The sequence below is a fragment of the Flavobacterium shii genome, assembly GCF_025847235.1.
GTDB classification, from domain to species: domain Bacteria; phylum Bacteroidota; class Bacteroidia; order Flavobacteriales; family Flavobacteriaceae; genus Flavobacterium; species Flavobacterium shii.
Map to the genome: position 1 here is coordinate 83,237 of NZ_JAOZEW010000003.1, position 12,997 is coordinate 96,233.

Annotated in this window: 13 protein-coding genes; 9 read left to right on the forward strand and 4 right to left on the reverse strand. The window is 32.9% G+C overall.

Annotation, left to right across the window (positions count from 1 at the left end):
• The first annotated feature begins 28 nt into the window (after positions 1–28).
• The 7 genes from thrC to OIU83_RS04095 all read left to right on the forward strand — a co-directional run bounded on the left by thrC (position 29) and on the right by OIU83_RS04095 (position 6,847).
• On the forward strand, positions 29–1,318 hold the full coding sequence (gene thrC / locus OIU83_RS04065) for a threonine synthase (RefSeq protein ID WP_264204988.1): 1,290 nt from the start codon (positions 29–31) through the stop codon (positions 1,316–1,318).
• Positions 1,319–1,377: 59 nt separating this feature from the next.
• Entirely contained in the window at positions 1,378–1,572 is a 195-nt protein-coding gene (locus OIU83_RS04070) for a hypothetical protein (protein ID WP_264204989.1), read from the forward strand.
• 22 nt (positions 1,573–1,594) lie between these two features.
• Complete coding sequence (locus tag OIU83_RS04075) at positions 1,595–2,008, forward strand: hypothetical protein (RefSeq protein WP_264204990.1); 414 nt, start codon at positions 1,595–1,597, stop codon at positions 2,006–2,008.
• A 579-nt stretch (positions 2,009–2,587) separates the two neighbouring features.
• Complete coding sequence (locus tag OIU83_RS04080) at positions 2,588–3,589, forward strand: transposase (protein WP_264204991.1); 1,002 nt, start codon at positions 2,588–2,590, stop codon at positions 3,587–3,589.
• A 707-nt stretch (positions 3,590–4,296) separates the two neighbouring features.
• A complete protein-coding gene (locus OIU83_RS04085; protein ID WP_264204992.1) occupies positions 4,297–5,346 on the forward strand; it encodes a serine hydrolase domain-containing protein in 1,050 nt (349 codons plus the stop codon).
• A 211-nt stretch (positions 5,347–5,557) separates the two neighbouring features.
• Positions 5,558–6,064, forward strand: coding sequence for a GNAT family N-acetyltransferase (locus OIU83_RS04090; protein WP_264204993.1), 507 nt, complete (start codon positions 5,558–5,560; stop codon positions 6,062–6,064).
• Between the two features lie 234 nt (positions 6,065–6,298).
• The gene (locus OIU83_RS04095; protein ID WP_264204994.1) at positions 6,299–6,847 is read left to right on the forward strand and encodes a HutD family protein; all 549 of its coding nucleotides are present in this window, start codon (positions 6,299–6,301) and stop codon (positions 6,845–6,847) included.
• A 124-nt stretch (positions 6,848–6,971) separates the two neighbouring features.
• Here OIU83_RS04095 and OIU83_RS04100 read toward each other — a convergent pair whose 3' ends face one another.
• Complete coding sequence (locus OIU83_RS04100) at positions 6,972–7,541, reverse strand: Crp/Fnr family transcriptional regulator (protein WP_264204995.1); 570 nt, start codon at positions 7,539–7,541, stop codon at positions 6,972–6,974.
• A 179-nt stretch (positions 7,542–7,720) separates the two neighbouring features.
• On the opposite strand from OIU83_RS04100, the gene OIU83_RS04105 reads away from it, so the two are divergent.
• Complete coding sequence (locus OIU83_RS04105) at positions 7,721–8,827, forward strand: pectate lyase family protein (RefSeq protein WP_264204996.1); 1,107 nt, start codon at positions 7,721–7,723, stop codon at positions 8,825–8,827.
• 233 nt (positions 8,828–9,060) lie between these two features.
• Here the strand turns inward: OIU83_RS04105 and OIU83_RS04110 are convergent, their stop codons facing one another.
• From OIU83_RS04110 to OIU83_RS04120, 3 genes are all read right to left on the reverse strand, one after another.
• A complete protein-coding gene (locus OIU83_RS04110; RefSeq protein WP_264204997.1) occupies positions 9,061–9,444 on the reverse strand; it encodes a DUF3037 domain-containing protein in 384 nt (127 codons plus the stop codon).
• On the reverse strand, positions 9,434–10,216 hold the full coding sequence (locus OIU83_RS04115) for a HipA family kinase (protein WP_264204998.1): 783 nt from the start codon (positions 10,214–10,216) through the stop codon (positions 9,434–9,436). The genes OIU83_RS04110 and OIU83_RS04115 overlap by 11 nt, the downstream gene beginning before the upstream one ends.
• A 431-nt stretch (positions 10,217–10,647) precedes the next feature.
• On the reverse strand, positions 10,648–11,493 hold the full coding sequence (locus OIU83_RS04120) for an NAD(P)H-hydrate dehydratase (protein WP_264204999.1): 846 nt from the start codon (positions 11,491–11,493) through the stop codon (positions 10,648–10,650).
• 235 nt (positions 11,494–11,728) lie between these two features.
• Here OIU83_RS04120 and gcvT point away from each other — a divergent pair, with 235 nt between their 5' ends.
• Entirely contained in the window at positions 11,729–12,811 is a 1,083-nt protein-coding gene (gene gcvT, locus OIU83_RS04125; protein ID WP_264205000.1) for a glycine cleavage system aminomethyltransferase GcvT, read from the forward strand.
• Positions 12,812–12,997 lie beyond the last annotated feature (186 nt).

A 12,997-nucleotide genomic window follows, 5' to 3' on the forward strand; every position in this document is an offset into this window, starting at 1 on the left:
GGGTGGGGATTCCAAACCATAAAAAAAAATGAAATACTATAGTTTAAACCATAATGCACCAAAGGTTTCTTTTCAGGAAGCTGTAATACAAGGATTAGCAAGTGATAAAGGATTGTATTTTCCAGAAACTATCACACCATTAAACGCTTCTTTTTTTGAGACAATCGAAAATCTGAGCAACGAAGAAATTGCTTTTGAAGCCATCAAACAATTTGTTGGAGATGAAATTCCTGAGCATGTTTTAAAAGAAATTATTGCCGAAACGTTATGTTTTGATTTCCCTGTTGTCGAAGTCGAAAAAGGAATTTATTCACTTGAATTATTCCACGGACCTACAATGGCTTTTAAAGATGTTGGCGCACGATTTATGTCACGTTGTCTGGCATATTTTAATAAAGACAAAAAAGACAGTAAAAACACTGTTCTAGTTGCAACATCGGGTGATACTGGTGGAGCGGTTGCAAGCGGTTTTCTTGGTGTTGCAGGTGTAGAAGTTGTTATTTTGTATCCCTCAGGAAAAGTAAGTGACATTCAGGAAAAGCAACTGACAACATTAGGTCAAAATATCAAAGCCTTGGAGGTTAATGGTGTTTTTGATGATTGTCAGGATATGGTAAAAAAAGCCTTTCTAGACGAAACACTAGCGCATAAAAACCTTACCTCAGCAAATTCTATCAATATTGCACGCTGGTTGCCGCAAATGTTCTATTTCTTTTTTGCTTATAAAGCTTTGAAAAAACAAAACAAACCATTGGTGTTTTCTTGCCCTAGTGGGAATTTCGGAAATATTTGTGCTGGTATTATAGCTAAAAAATTAGGTTTACCAATTGAACATTTTGTAGCGTCTACAAACGTAAACGATACCGTGCCGAGATTCTTAGAAAACGGAAAATATGATCCAAAACCATCTAAAGCTACAATCTCTAACGCAATGGACGTTGGGAATCCGAGTAATTTTATTCGTATTCAGGAAATGTACCAAAATGATTTAAAAGCTTTCAAAAAAGACTTCTCTTCTTATAGTTATACTGATGAAGAAACACTGGAAGCTATGAAACAGATTTATAAAACTAACGGTTATATTGCTGAACCACACGGAGCGGTAGGTTATTTAGGTTTGAAAAAAGAATTACAAAAGCATGACAATGCAATTGGTATTTTCTTAGAGACAGCACATCCTATTAAATTCCTTGACGTTGTTGAACCTGCTTTAGGAATTACACTTCCGATTCCAGAACAAATTAAAAGTGTTATTAATGAAAAGAAAGTTAGCGTGAAGATTTCTAGTTATGAGGAGTTGAAGAGTTTCTTGGGATAAATCGCTGTGCGAAGTCTCCCGACTTCGTACCCGTTCCAATTAACCACAAAGTAAATTACATGATATCGGAACGGAATATAGCTACGGGTACGAAGTCGGGAGACTTCGCTCAGCATAAGGTTATAACAGGACACGGAACTTTTATTTTGGAAGGTGCAGATTTAATAATTCAGTATGAAACAGAAGCTAATATACCATATGACCATAAATTCAATTTTGAAAACGGTACAAAGACTTTCATAACAAACATATAATCATTGTAACTTAGTAAATCGTATGATCAAAATAGATTTATGGAATGAGCTGAGAATAAATAAATCTTCGCTAAAAATAAAAATAGAGGAAGGAGGTATTTTGTTTTCTATAAATGAAAATAACCACAAGCTAATTCTAAGTAAAATAATTGAGATTGCAGTTTATAAAAATGATCATATGTCTTTTGACACATTAATTCTAAGAATATCAACAGACAATGAGATTTACGAAATTCCGTACGAAATTAAATATTCTGAGTACTTGAAAATTGACGAACATTTTGTTATTCCAAAATTTGATATTATATCGATAATTCCTGAGTTTAGAAATATTATTAATTTTCTTCAACAAAATCTACAAGAGATGAATTTTCATTGGCTAGACGAATTAAGAATTATAGACAATAATAATATTGTAATAAATTTTAAAAGATAAATAAAACTCTGTTCAACAAAGTCTTCCTTCTCAACAATCGTAATCGCTGTGTGAAGTCCTGACTTCGTACCTGTTCTAATGAACAATGTAAACGGAGTATAACAATGTGTACGAAGTCAGGAGACTTTCCACAGCGTTTCTTGGGATAATCTATCTATATTTTAATATACTAAACGACTGGAATAAATCTCAGTCGTTTTTTTATTTATCACTATATGTCGTATTATTTAGATTTTTTCCCGCTCTGCGAAGTGTTACAATCGCTGTGCGAAGTCTCCCGACTTCGTACCCGTTCCAATTAACCACAAAGTAAATTACATGATATCGGAACGGAATATAGCTACGGGTACGAAGTCGGGAGACTTCGCCTTTACTTTGGATTAGATAAAAAACTTTAATTTTATTCAAAGGAAAGCAGAGGTGAACTTTAGACTTCGCTAGTTAAGAACCATGCTGAGCATTAGTCCTCTGCCTTCTCCTTGAATCTCGTTGAATTGCTTCAAATAGAATGATAGACATGACGGTCTAATAAAGGCTCTAAAGAAGTTCAACATTTTTATTCATCTTAAATTCAAAGTTATGAAAAAGTATTTATTTTATGTTGGCATTGATGTATCAAAAGCTAAATTAGATATTAATATTCTTGATGTTTTAACTCTTAAATCAGAGCATTTTATCATAGAAAACAATATTAAAAGTGTTACTGCTTTTATTAAAAAGATTGATAGAAAAGTTGATAAAGAATGCACTCTTTTTTGTTGTGAAAATACAGGCGTTTATACCAATCATTTATCAAGTGTTTTAGTTAAACTTAATCTAGATTTATGGATTGTTCCCGCTATTGAAATAAAAAAATCTAAAGGTATTTCAAGAGGGAAAAATGATAAAACTGATGCTAAAGATATTTCTTACTATAGTTATAGAAACATAGATAAATTAAAACTATTCACTCTTACAAGCATAGATATTCAAAAATTAAAAATTCTTTATACTGAAAGAGAAAAAATGCTAAAAGCGTTATTACTCATACAAACTACCAAGGAAAATAAAGCTTTTACAGATAAAATAATCTTTAAAGAAGTATCTCAAATTAATCTAGCTCTAGTAAAATCGATTAAAAACTCTATCCATAAAATTGAATCAAAAATTAAAAAAATCATTAAAGTAAGTAATCAATTAACTAAACAAGTCCAACTTATTAGATCAATTCCTGGACTAGGCGAGCAAACTAGCGTGTATTTGATTATTGCTACAAAAGGATTTACAGCTTTTAAAAGCTGGAGACAATTCGCCTGTTATTCAGGTGTTGCTCCTTTTGAACATAGTTCAGGTTCGAGTGTAAAAGGAAGGACAAGAGTAAATCATATGGCAGATAAAAAAATGAAGTCATTATTACAAATGTGTGCTATGACATCAATAAAATATGACCCTCAATTAAAAGAATACTACAATAAGAAAAAACTTGAAGGTAAAAATTCAATGTTGGTTTTAAATAATATTAGATGTAAACTTATAAGCAGAGTTTTTGCAGTTATAACTAGAGAAACTCCCTATATAAATACTTATAAATTTGCATCTTGAATTTTAACTCTTTTTACTTGTTTTTTATCATAGAATGCTCAGCATAATTTAGCCAAAAACACAAAAGATTAGGCTAAAGCCATTTCTAATGTAATCTTATTTCTCCTGCTAAAGCTCAATCCCATTAAGTTAAGCTTTTTTATAAGATAATTACGACTCAAAAAATTTTGGGTAAAAACACTACTTTTTTGAGTATTAAATTTATTGAATAGCCTCCAGCTGAAGCAGGAGGTGATTAATACGCACAACGATAAGGCTTTAGCCAAATCAAGCATTTTTGGCTAAAGCCTTTCATGTTGATTTTATATAAACTCCAGCTAAAGCTGGAGCCAATTCAAAAAAACTTCACAAATTTTGGTCTTTGCGATAAATTTATTCGATACACTATTATAGATTTTCCCTTAACTTAATAACATTGAGCTAAAGCTGTAAGCAATCCATATTTTACTAAATAACATGAATACAAAAGCATTACTCGAAGACATTCCCACATTAAACATATTAATCAATTCGGCTTACAGAACCTAAGCCTCTAAAAGGATGAACTACCGAAGCTAATTTATTAGAAGAAAAAAGAACCAACAAAGAAGAATTAAAATCATTTTTAGGCTAAATATTTATTATTTGCAGAAAACAGATTAACAAAAATTCTATTACTTTTGTGTTATAAACCTTATCATAAACCACAAAAGTAATCTTCTAAAAAAATGAAAAAAAAGTTGCCTTTTCTTCCTCTTGCCCTACTTTTATTTTTTGTATCAAACCAAACTATTTTTGCTCAAAAAGACAATTACAGCGCCAAAATAGATAGTCTGATTAAAACGACTTCGGTTCGACCATTTAATGGAGCTATATTAATAACCCAAAAAGGAACAACCAAATATTCTAAGGCGTATGGATATTCTGATTACACAAAAAAAATACCGCTTAAATTAACCGATCATTTTTTTATTTTATCGAATAGTAAACAAATAACCGCTGTTTTGATTCTACAGGAAGTTCAAAAAGGAAGAGTCGTTCTAAGCACTCCTATAAAAAAATATTTACCTAACCTCGCACAACCTTGGACAAACACCATAACAGTAGAAAACTTATTGAATCATACTTCGGGTATTGTGGATTTAGAGAAACCTACTGCTTTTGCTGCCGGAGCCCAATTTAAATATTCTGATCTTAATTATATTTTGCTAGGACAAATTATAGAAAGAACTACTAATAAAACATATGAGCAAAATGTAACTGAATTGCTTAAGCAAGCTAATATGTATAATAGTTTTTTCCCAAATGCTAAAAATGAAAAAAATATAATCAAAGGCCGTGAGTATTTTAAAGATAATACAAACATGGAGATCCAAGGTATTGTAATTCCTAGAGAACAAGTACCTGCTGCTGGACTCGTGAGCACTGTTAACGATTTGAGTAATTGGAATAATGCTTTACATAAAGGAAGACTTTTAAATGAAGCTACTTATACTCGAATGACAACTTATAATATTACAGATAAACATCCTGTTTTTGGCGAAAAAGAAATTGGATATGGATACGGAATTCGAGTAAATGATGAGGCAAAAATAAAAGAATTTGGTCATACAGGAATTATACCCGATCAAGGATTTACTTCTGTTAACTTATATTATCCTGAAACTGATACAAGCATTATTATTTTAGAAAACCAAGCGTTTGAGAACTTCAATGTTTCTTATTATTTTGAAACTGAAATTAGAAAGATTATATTGAGTAGCGGGTTGTTGGATTAATATAATTTAAGAATTAAAAAATTTAAAGATTCCACACCGATTATTGACATAAACGTTTTGTTCACAAATCTTAAGAGAAGTAAATTCCAATAATTATGCGGATTTATAATAAGCTCTCCTAACAATAAACTATTAAACCAAAAGCTACAATTATTTTTTTTGTAGCTTTTTTTTATCTTTGAAAAAACCAATCTCAAGAATACAAAAATCCATGATTACAAAAGCAACATTACAAGATATTCCAGCATTAAATACATTAATAAATTCGGCTTACCGTGGTGAATCTTCTAAAAAAGGGTGGACAACCGAGGCTGATTTATTAGAAGGGAAAAGAACTACCGAAGAAGAATTAACTGAAACGATACAAGACTCCAAGAATACTATCTTAAAATTCACAGAAAACAATCATATAATTGGTTGTGTTTTATTGATAGAAAAAGAGGACAAACTCTATTTAGGAATGCTTACGGTTTCACCTGAGTTACAAAATAGCGGTATCGGTAAAAAACTATTACATCAAGCCGAAATTCACGCAAAAGAATTGGGATTACCTAGAATTGTAATGACGGTAATATCTGTTCGTGAAGAACTCGTTGCTTGGTACAAACGTAACGGTTATGTAGATACTGGTGTAAGAGAACCTTTTCCAGAAAGTGATGTTCATGTTACTGTTGCAAAAGACCCTTTGGAGTTTATTGTCTTAGAAAAAAAGGTTTAAGCTTTAAAAAAATAACCGCAAAGAGCGCAAAGGGATACGCTAAGTTCGCTAAGAAATCAGTGTTACCTCATTAAGACGCTAAGAAACTAAACTTTGGTTATCAGTAACCTTGCGCCTTTCAAACCTTAGTTCCTTTGAACCTTTGCCTCTTTGAACCTTATAAAAAAGTCTTTAGAGAACAATCTGTTTTTCTTCTGTCAAGAACTTAAATTAATCCTCTGAAAATAATAAAAAATGAACATAAGCCTTTTGTCTAAAAAAGATTGTACAGCCTCTATTTGGAGTGGTGGATTGACTTATGAATACATGATATATCCGAAAACAGCAAGCTATACCGATAGAGATTTCGCATTCAGAATAAGCAGTGCTACAATAGAGAAAGAGCCTTCGGAGTTTACCAAATTTAAAGGGTATTATCGATACTTGGTTATGCTTGATAACAGCTTAGATATTGAGGTAAATAAAGAAAAAAAAGCATATGAGAAATATGAAATCATGGAATTTAATTCGGATGATGATGTAACTTCTTATACAAAAGGCAATGATTTTAATTGGATGGTTTCTGAAAAAATATCCCATCACAAACTGAAAATAACCAATAGTAATCAGAACTGTAATGCTCAAATAATAATTTTATATTCTTTACATACTACAGTTATTAAAATTAATGAAAAGCCATATCATCTAAATCCTTATGATTTATTAGTTATTGAAAATCCCAAAAAGGAAAATATAATGATTCATTTTTCTAACGAATGCCTCTTTGGAATATTGAATTTTTAATCAAGTTAATCCTTTAATCTATGACATAAAATTTAACCGCGAAGTCCGCGAAGATTTACGCTAAGTCCGCGAAGATATTGTCTCGCAAAGGCGCAAAGAAAAACCTTTGACCCTCAAAAAAAGTCTATACATTCTTTTTAATCTTCGATAAGAATTCATGTGAAACCCCAAGATATGAGGATAAGTTCTTGTTGTTTATTTTTTGAGTTTTGTCGGGATGTTTTTTTATAAATTCAAGATACCTTTGTTTGGAGGTTTTGTTTAACACATCCAAAAGCCTTTCTTGTATAAGAATATTGGCTCTTTCTACCATCGAGATATGAAACTGAATAAGTTTAGGTACTTCTTTAAACAATAATGTTTTATTTGATTTATTAATAACCACTATTTCGCTGTCTTCTATAGCTTTTATATTGTATTTGGTTGGTTTTTGATGGTAGAAACTTTCGATATCACACATCCAGTCATTTTCAAAAGCAAAAAAAAGAATGCTTTCGCTTCCGTTTTCATTTAAAATATAAATTTTGAAAGCTCCTTTTAAGACAAAACCTTCATATACACTATTGGAATCCTGAGTTTGTAGAAATTCATTTTTCTTCAATTTAATGAATTCCGTTTTTTCAATAATAGTATTCCATTCCGCATCTGTAAGGGCAATTTTGCGCTCTATATTATCCCTTAATATTTTATACATATACTTATTTTACGTTTTTAGAAAAAACACTATAACTATTTAACCCACAATATATTTCACGATACCACAAAATAAATGTAATCGATTACTAAATTAATAAAAAAGATAGAACTAGTTCAATTTTTTTAAAATATTTTATAGAGACTTTTGGATTATTAATTAATCCCAAAATATCTATTATGAAAATTAAATCTACATTATCAGTGTTTTTACTTACACTGGTTTTCGGCTTTGCAAGTTGCAACAACGAAGAAGTTACCGCTACACAAAATGGTGAAAGTAGCGCAATTACAGTACCAACAAGTCAAAATCTTACTGCAAAAGTCGGTAATTGTGCTGAGGTTCCCGGATGGGCTTCTCAAAACGGAGGAACTACAGGAGGTGGAAGCGCTGCCGAAACGGTTGTAACTACCTACGCACAATTAAAAGCTGCTATTGAAAACAGTGCTGTAAAAGTTGTAAAAGTTTCGGGTACTATTACCATTACTACCCGATTATCATTTCAGGATCAGTCTGGTAAAACTATTTATGGCGCTAGTGGAGCAAAATTGGTTTCTACCGATCAAACTCAAGCAAACTCTGGTATTATAAACATTAAAAGATGTACCAATATCATCATTAGAAATTTAATATTCGAAGGTCCAGGTGCATACGACACAGACGGTTGGGACAATGCTGTTCTAGATAATTGCCAAAATGTATGGGTAGATCATTGCGAATTTAGAGATGGTGTGGATGGGAATTTTGATATAAAAAACCAATCAGACTATGTAACTGTTTCTTATACTAAATTTGGTTACTTAAAAACTCCAAAAGCTGGTGGTTCTGGCGGTACTGACGATCACAGATTTTCTAATTTAATTGGTTCTAGCGATGGTGCTACTGCCGATCGTGGAAAATTGAGAATTACATTTGCCCGTTGCTGGTGGGCTCCTGGATGTAAGGAAAGAATGCCTAGAGTTCGCTTTGGTAAAATACATATTATAAACAGTTATTTCAATAGCACTGTTAGCAATAAATGCATTGCAGCTGGTTTTGAGGCTGATATTCGTGTAGAAAATAACGTTTTCGAAGGTGTAAAAGCGCCAATTGATTTAATGACTGGTTACACAGCCGTAACAGCAGTAGGAAATGTATTTACAAATACAACAGGAAATACAGCAGGAAGCAATACTGCTTTTACCCCTCCATATTCTATTGTAACTCTTGCCGCATCGGCTGTTAAAGCAGATATCACTGCTGGTGCTGGTGCTACATTTACTGGTAATATTTGTGGTTCTTTCTAATTAAAAAACAGAATTATTTTTAAACCATATAAGTTATGTAAGTTTATTTAAGTTTTAAATCTTAGATTTTCTTATATGACTTATATGGTTTCTTTTTTTTAGAATAAAATTTAAGGTTTTAAACGCTAAGAACGCTAAGAAATTATCTCGCAAAGACGCTAAGTCGCAAAGAAAAAAACTAAAGTTTTTTTACCTTTTCAACCTTTGTTCCTTTGAACCTTTCTCCCTTAAATTCACAGAACCATTTCTTCAAATAATCTCTGGACTGTTTTATCTAAATCCTGACATAAACCCGGATGTGGTCTTGAAGTTTGAATTGCCGAACTACGAATTGCTGTTAACCAACGAAAACGCTCCGGAATTTCCATTTGTCCAATTGGTCCACCATCTTTGGCTCCAATGGCTATTTTTTCTAATGAGGTTAAATTACAATGCAATTGTTCGACATCAAAATCGACTGAAAGGGCTTGGATTTTGGCATCGTTTATATGGTACAATACTTTTATAAATTTGGCTCTTTTGCAAAATAATATGATACCTATATTTAGGAATTCTTCGCGCTCTACTCTTGGTACAACACGAATTACGGCATATTCATATAAGTGACTATCTTGCATTTTCGGCTTCTTTTACAAAAAATTCAGAATGATTTAATCGTGTTTGCAAGAATTGTAAATATACATTTCGCAATCCTTCGGGTGTTTCATCGGTATCTTCCCAATTAAGCCACTCGTCTGGAATAAGCGCTACAATATCTTGTAATAATTCAGGAGTTAAGACTACTTTATACTCTGAATCAACTTCTTTTAAAAGGGTTGCTTGCGGTAATAACACATGGTCTTTTATCAATGCAAATGGACTTTTGGCATGTTGTTCCCAATTGTTCCAGGAATGATGAAAATATAAACAAGCTCCGTGATCTATTAACCACAGTTCTTTATGCCATATAAGCATATTGGTGTTTCTGAACGTACGATCTACATTTGTAATAAAAGCATCTAACCATACAATTTGTGAGGCTAGTTTTGGGTTAACCACTGTTACAACTGGGTCAAATGTAATTGCGCCTGATAAAAAATGTAGTGCTAAATTAAGTCCTTGGCTTCCTTGCAGTAAATCCTGAATCTCCTCATCGCCTTCGGATCTACCAAAAGCTTCATCAAGATTGGCAAATACTAATTCGGGAATTTGAAGTTTTAGTACATTGGCAATTTCGCCTCCTATTAATTCGGCAATTAAGGCTTTTACGCCATGTCCTGCTCCTTTAAATTTTAGGACGTATTTAAAATCGTCATCTGCTTCGGCTAAAGCGGGCAACGAACCGCCTTCGCGCAACGGACTTATATATCGCGTTACGTTTACCGTTCTTAGATCGAGTTTGTTTTTCATAGTCAGCTTTTACTGGAATACAAACTTACTAATTTAGATTTGTTAGTCTTCCTAGATTACTTAGATTTTTAGATTGAACCTGAAGTTAATCACGCCATGTCTGTAGAGGCGTACCCCAGTGCGTCTCCCACAATATGATTACGTAAAGATACAGCAGCACTGCGTTAATTTTCTCTCACGCAGATTTTGCAGATTCGGCAGATTTTTTTCTCTCGTTTGGTTTTAGGATTCTGTTTGTGGAATGTATTGCGGTCCTTCGACTCCGCTCAGGAGGACAAACTGTGTGATCAAAATAGAAAAACATCATCAAATCTTCTTTTTTGAATCTTTAAATCTTGTCCCACTAAATCTTACTTCTATTCTCTTACTTCTATTCTCTTGCTTCTATACTCTTGCTTCTATACTCTTGTCTCTCTAAGTCTTATATCTAACTAATCTAATGATAAAAATGCTTTACCAAGATTTGCAATAATATCGGATGCTATGAATGACTGATATCCTGTTTCGGGCAAAGCAATATCGGCAGTTAAACCATGTATATAAACTCCTAATTGGGCTGCTTGAATTGGGGAATATCCTTGTGCCAGTAAACTTGTGATTATTCCCGTTAGGACATCGCCACTTCCAGCAGTTGCTAGTGCGGCATTTCCTGTGGTGTTTTCATCGACATTTTTGCTATTTACAATGTGTGTGGGAGCGCCTTTCATGACTATAATTACTTGGTATTGTTTGGAGAATTCTATCGTTTTTTCAAACTTTTCTTGGTCTGATTTCCAACTTCCTATTAGGCGTTCTAGTTCTTTGGGATGTGGTGTGAGTATGGTTTCTGATTGTAACAAGTTAAGCCAAGAGTTGTTATTGGATAAGATATTGAGTGCATCGGCATCGATGACTAGAGGCTTTTTATTTGTTTTTAAAAACTCATAAAATGCCTTTTGTGTGTTGGGCTCCTGCCCTATTCCCGGACCGATTCCTACGGCTTTTGGCTCGATATCGAAGATGATTTCGGATATGTATTTTTCGTGGGTTGTGGTTACAACCATTACTTCGGGGATTGTAGATTGGAGGATTTCATAACCGCATTTTGGAATAAGTGTGGTTACAAGTCCGCAGCCTGATTTTATACATGCTCTAGATGCCAAAACGGCTGCTCCTATCTTTCCATAACTTCCGGCTATAATTGCTGCATGTCCTTGTATCCCTTTGTGTGTATGTGGATTTATAGGTTTGTAGATCTTTTGAATCTCCGCTTGAGTTATAGAAATGGGTATTTTCATTGAATCGCTATTTTGATTAAAATTACAAAAAAAACCATGATTAAGAAATGAATATTATTTCCTAATATGCCGTAGCCCTGATAGTAGCGGTATCCTTTATGTTTTTTCTTTAAAAACATAAAGATATAGCGAATAGCAGGAAATAGCTCCTAATCTTTGCGATTTTTATAATTTTGAGTACTTGTTTACAATATTTTTTGAATAAATTTGCGATTCAATTTTATAAACACACACAATGAAAAATACTGCGCTAACGCACATACATGAGGGTTTGGGAGCGAAAATGCTACCTTTTGCTGGTTATAATATGCCTATTTTATATGAAGGTGTAAATGCTGAACACGAAACAGTTCGTACTGGTGTGGGCGTTTTTGATGTTTCGCACATGGGAGAATTTTTATTAACTGGTCCAAATGCTTTGGCTTTGATTCAGAAAGTAACTTCGAACGATGCATCGACACTAACTATTGGTAGAGCTCAATATTCTTGCTTACCTAATAATGATGGTGGAATTGTAGATGATTTGATTATTTATAAAATGAAGGAGGAAGAGTATTTACTTGTTGTAAATGCTTCGAATATTGAGAAGGACTGGAATTGGATTTCTTCGCACAATGATGTGGGTGCAGAAATGAAAAACCTTTCGGATGATTATTCTTTGTTGGCAATCCAGGGGCCTAAAGCTGTTGAGGCAATGCAAAGTTTGACTTCGGTAGATTTATCGGCTATTCCTTATTATCATTTTGAAGTTGGTACTTTTGCAGGAATTGATAATGTGATAATTTCAGCTACTGGTTATACTGGGTCTGGTGGTTTTGAGATTTATTGCAAAAATGATGAGGTTGAACTTATCTGGAATAAGGTGTTTGAAGCTGGTGCATCTTTTGGCATTAAACCAATAGGTTTGGCTGCTCGTGATACTTTGCGTTTGGAAATGGGTTTCTGCTTATACGGAAATGACATTAACGATTCTACTTCTCCTCTTGAGGCTGGATTGGGTTGGATTACGAAATTTACTAAAGATTTCACTAACTCTGAAAACCTTAAAAAACAAAAAGAAGCTGGTGTGACCAAAAAACTAGTTGCTTTTGAAATGCAGGAACGTGCTGTGCCAAGACACGATTATGAAATTGTGGATGCGACCGGAAGTGTAATTGGGGTTGTAACATCGGGAACTATGTCTCCATCTATGAATGTTGGTATTGGTTTAGGATATGTAACTGTTGCAAACAGTGCCGTAGACAGTAATATCTTTATTAGAATTAGAAAAAATGATGTTCCTGCCAAAGTAGTAAAACTACCTTTTTACAAGAAATAACAAAAAATATATGGCCTTAAACCTTTAAAAGTTCAAGCTTTATATCGCTACATATTAAATGATTAATGTATAAAATTAATTAAATGTGTGGTTAAAAATCTATTTTGAGATTAATATTTTAGTGAGATTTTACTCGTTTTATCAAAAAAATTAGTGTAATTTTAGTTTAAATGTTGATACTTGATT

Excerpts from the sequence above, each read along its gene's own strand:
- thrC (WP_264204988.1), top strand. The coding sequence starts at position 29 with ATGAAATACTATAGTTTAAACCATAATGCACCAAAGGTTTCTTTTCAG.
- OIU83_RS04070 (WP_264204989.1), top strand. The coding sequence starts at position 1,378 with ATGATATCGGAACGGAATATAGCTACGGGTACGAAGTCGGGAGACTTC.
- OIU83_RS04075 (WP_264204990.1), top strand. The coding sequence starts at position 1,595 with ATGATCAAAATAGATTTATGGAATGAGCTGAGAATAAATAAATCTTCG.
- OIU83_RS04080 (WP_264204991.1), top strand. The coding sequence starts at position 2,588 with ATGAAAAAGTATTTATTTTATGTTGGCATTGATGTATCAAAAGCTAAA.
- OIU83_RS04085 (WP_264204992.1), top strand. The coding sequence starts at position 4,297 with ATGAAAAAAAAGTTGCCTTTTCTTCCTCTTGCCCTACTTTTATTTTTT.
- OIU83_RS04090 (WP_264204993.1), top strand. The coding sequence starts at position 5,558 with ATGATTACAAAAGCAACATTACAAGATATTCCAGCATTAAATACATTA.
- OIU83_RS04095 (WP_264204994.1), top strand. The coding sequence starts at position 6,299 with ATGAACATAAGCCTTTTGTCTAAAAAAGATTGTACAGCCTCTATTTGG.
- OIU83_RS04100 (WP_264204995.1), bottom strand. The coding sequence starts at position 7,541 with ATGTATAAAATATTAAGGGATAATATAGAGCGCAAAATTGCCCTTACA.
- OIU83_RS04105 (WP_264204996.1), top strand. The coding sequence starts at position 7,721 with ATGAAAATTAAATCTACATTATCAGTGTTTTTACTTACACTGGTTTTC.
- OIU83_RS04110 (WP_264204997.1), bottom strand. The coding sequence starts at position 9,444 with ATGCAAGATAGTCACTTATATGAATATGCCGTAATTCGTGTTGTACCA.
- OIU83_RS04115 (WP_264204998.1), bottom strand. The coding sequence starts at position 10,216 with ATGAAAAACAAACTCGATCTAAGAACGGTAAACGTAACGCGATATATA.
- OIU83_RS04120 (WP_264204999.1), bottom strand. The coding sequence starts at position 11,493 with ATGAAAATACCCATTTCTATAACTCAAGCGGAGATTCAAAAGATCTAC.
- gcvT (WP_264205000.1), top strand. The coding sequence starts at position 11,729 with ATGAAAAATACTGCGCTAACGCACATACATGAGGGTTTGGGAGCGAAA.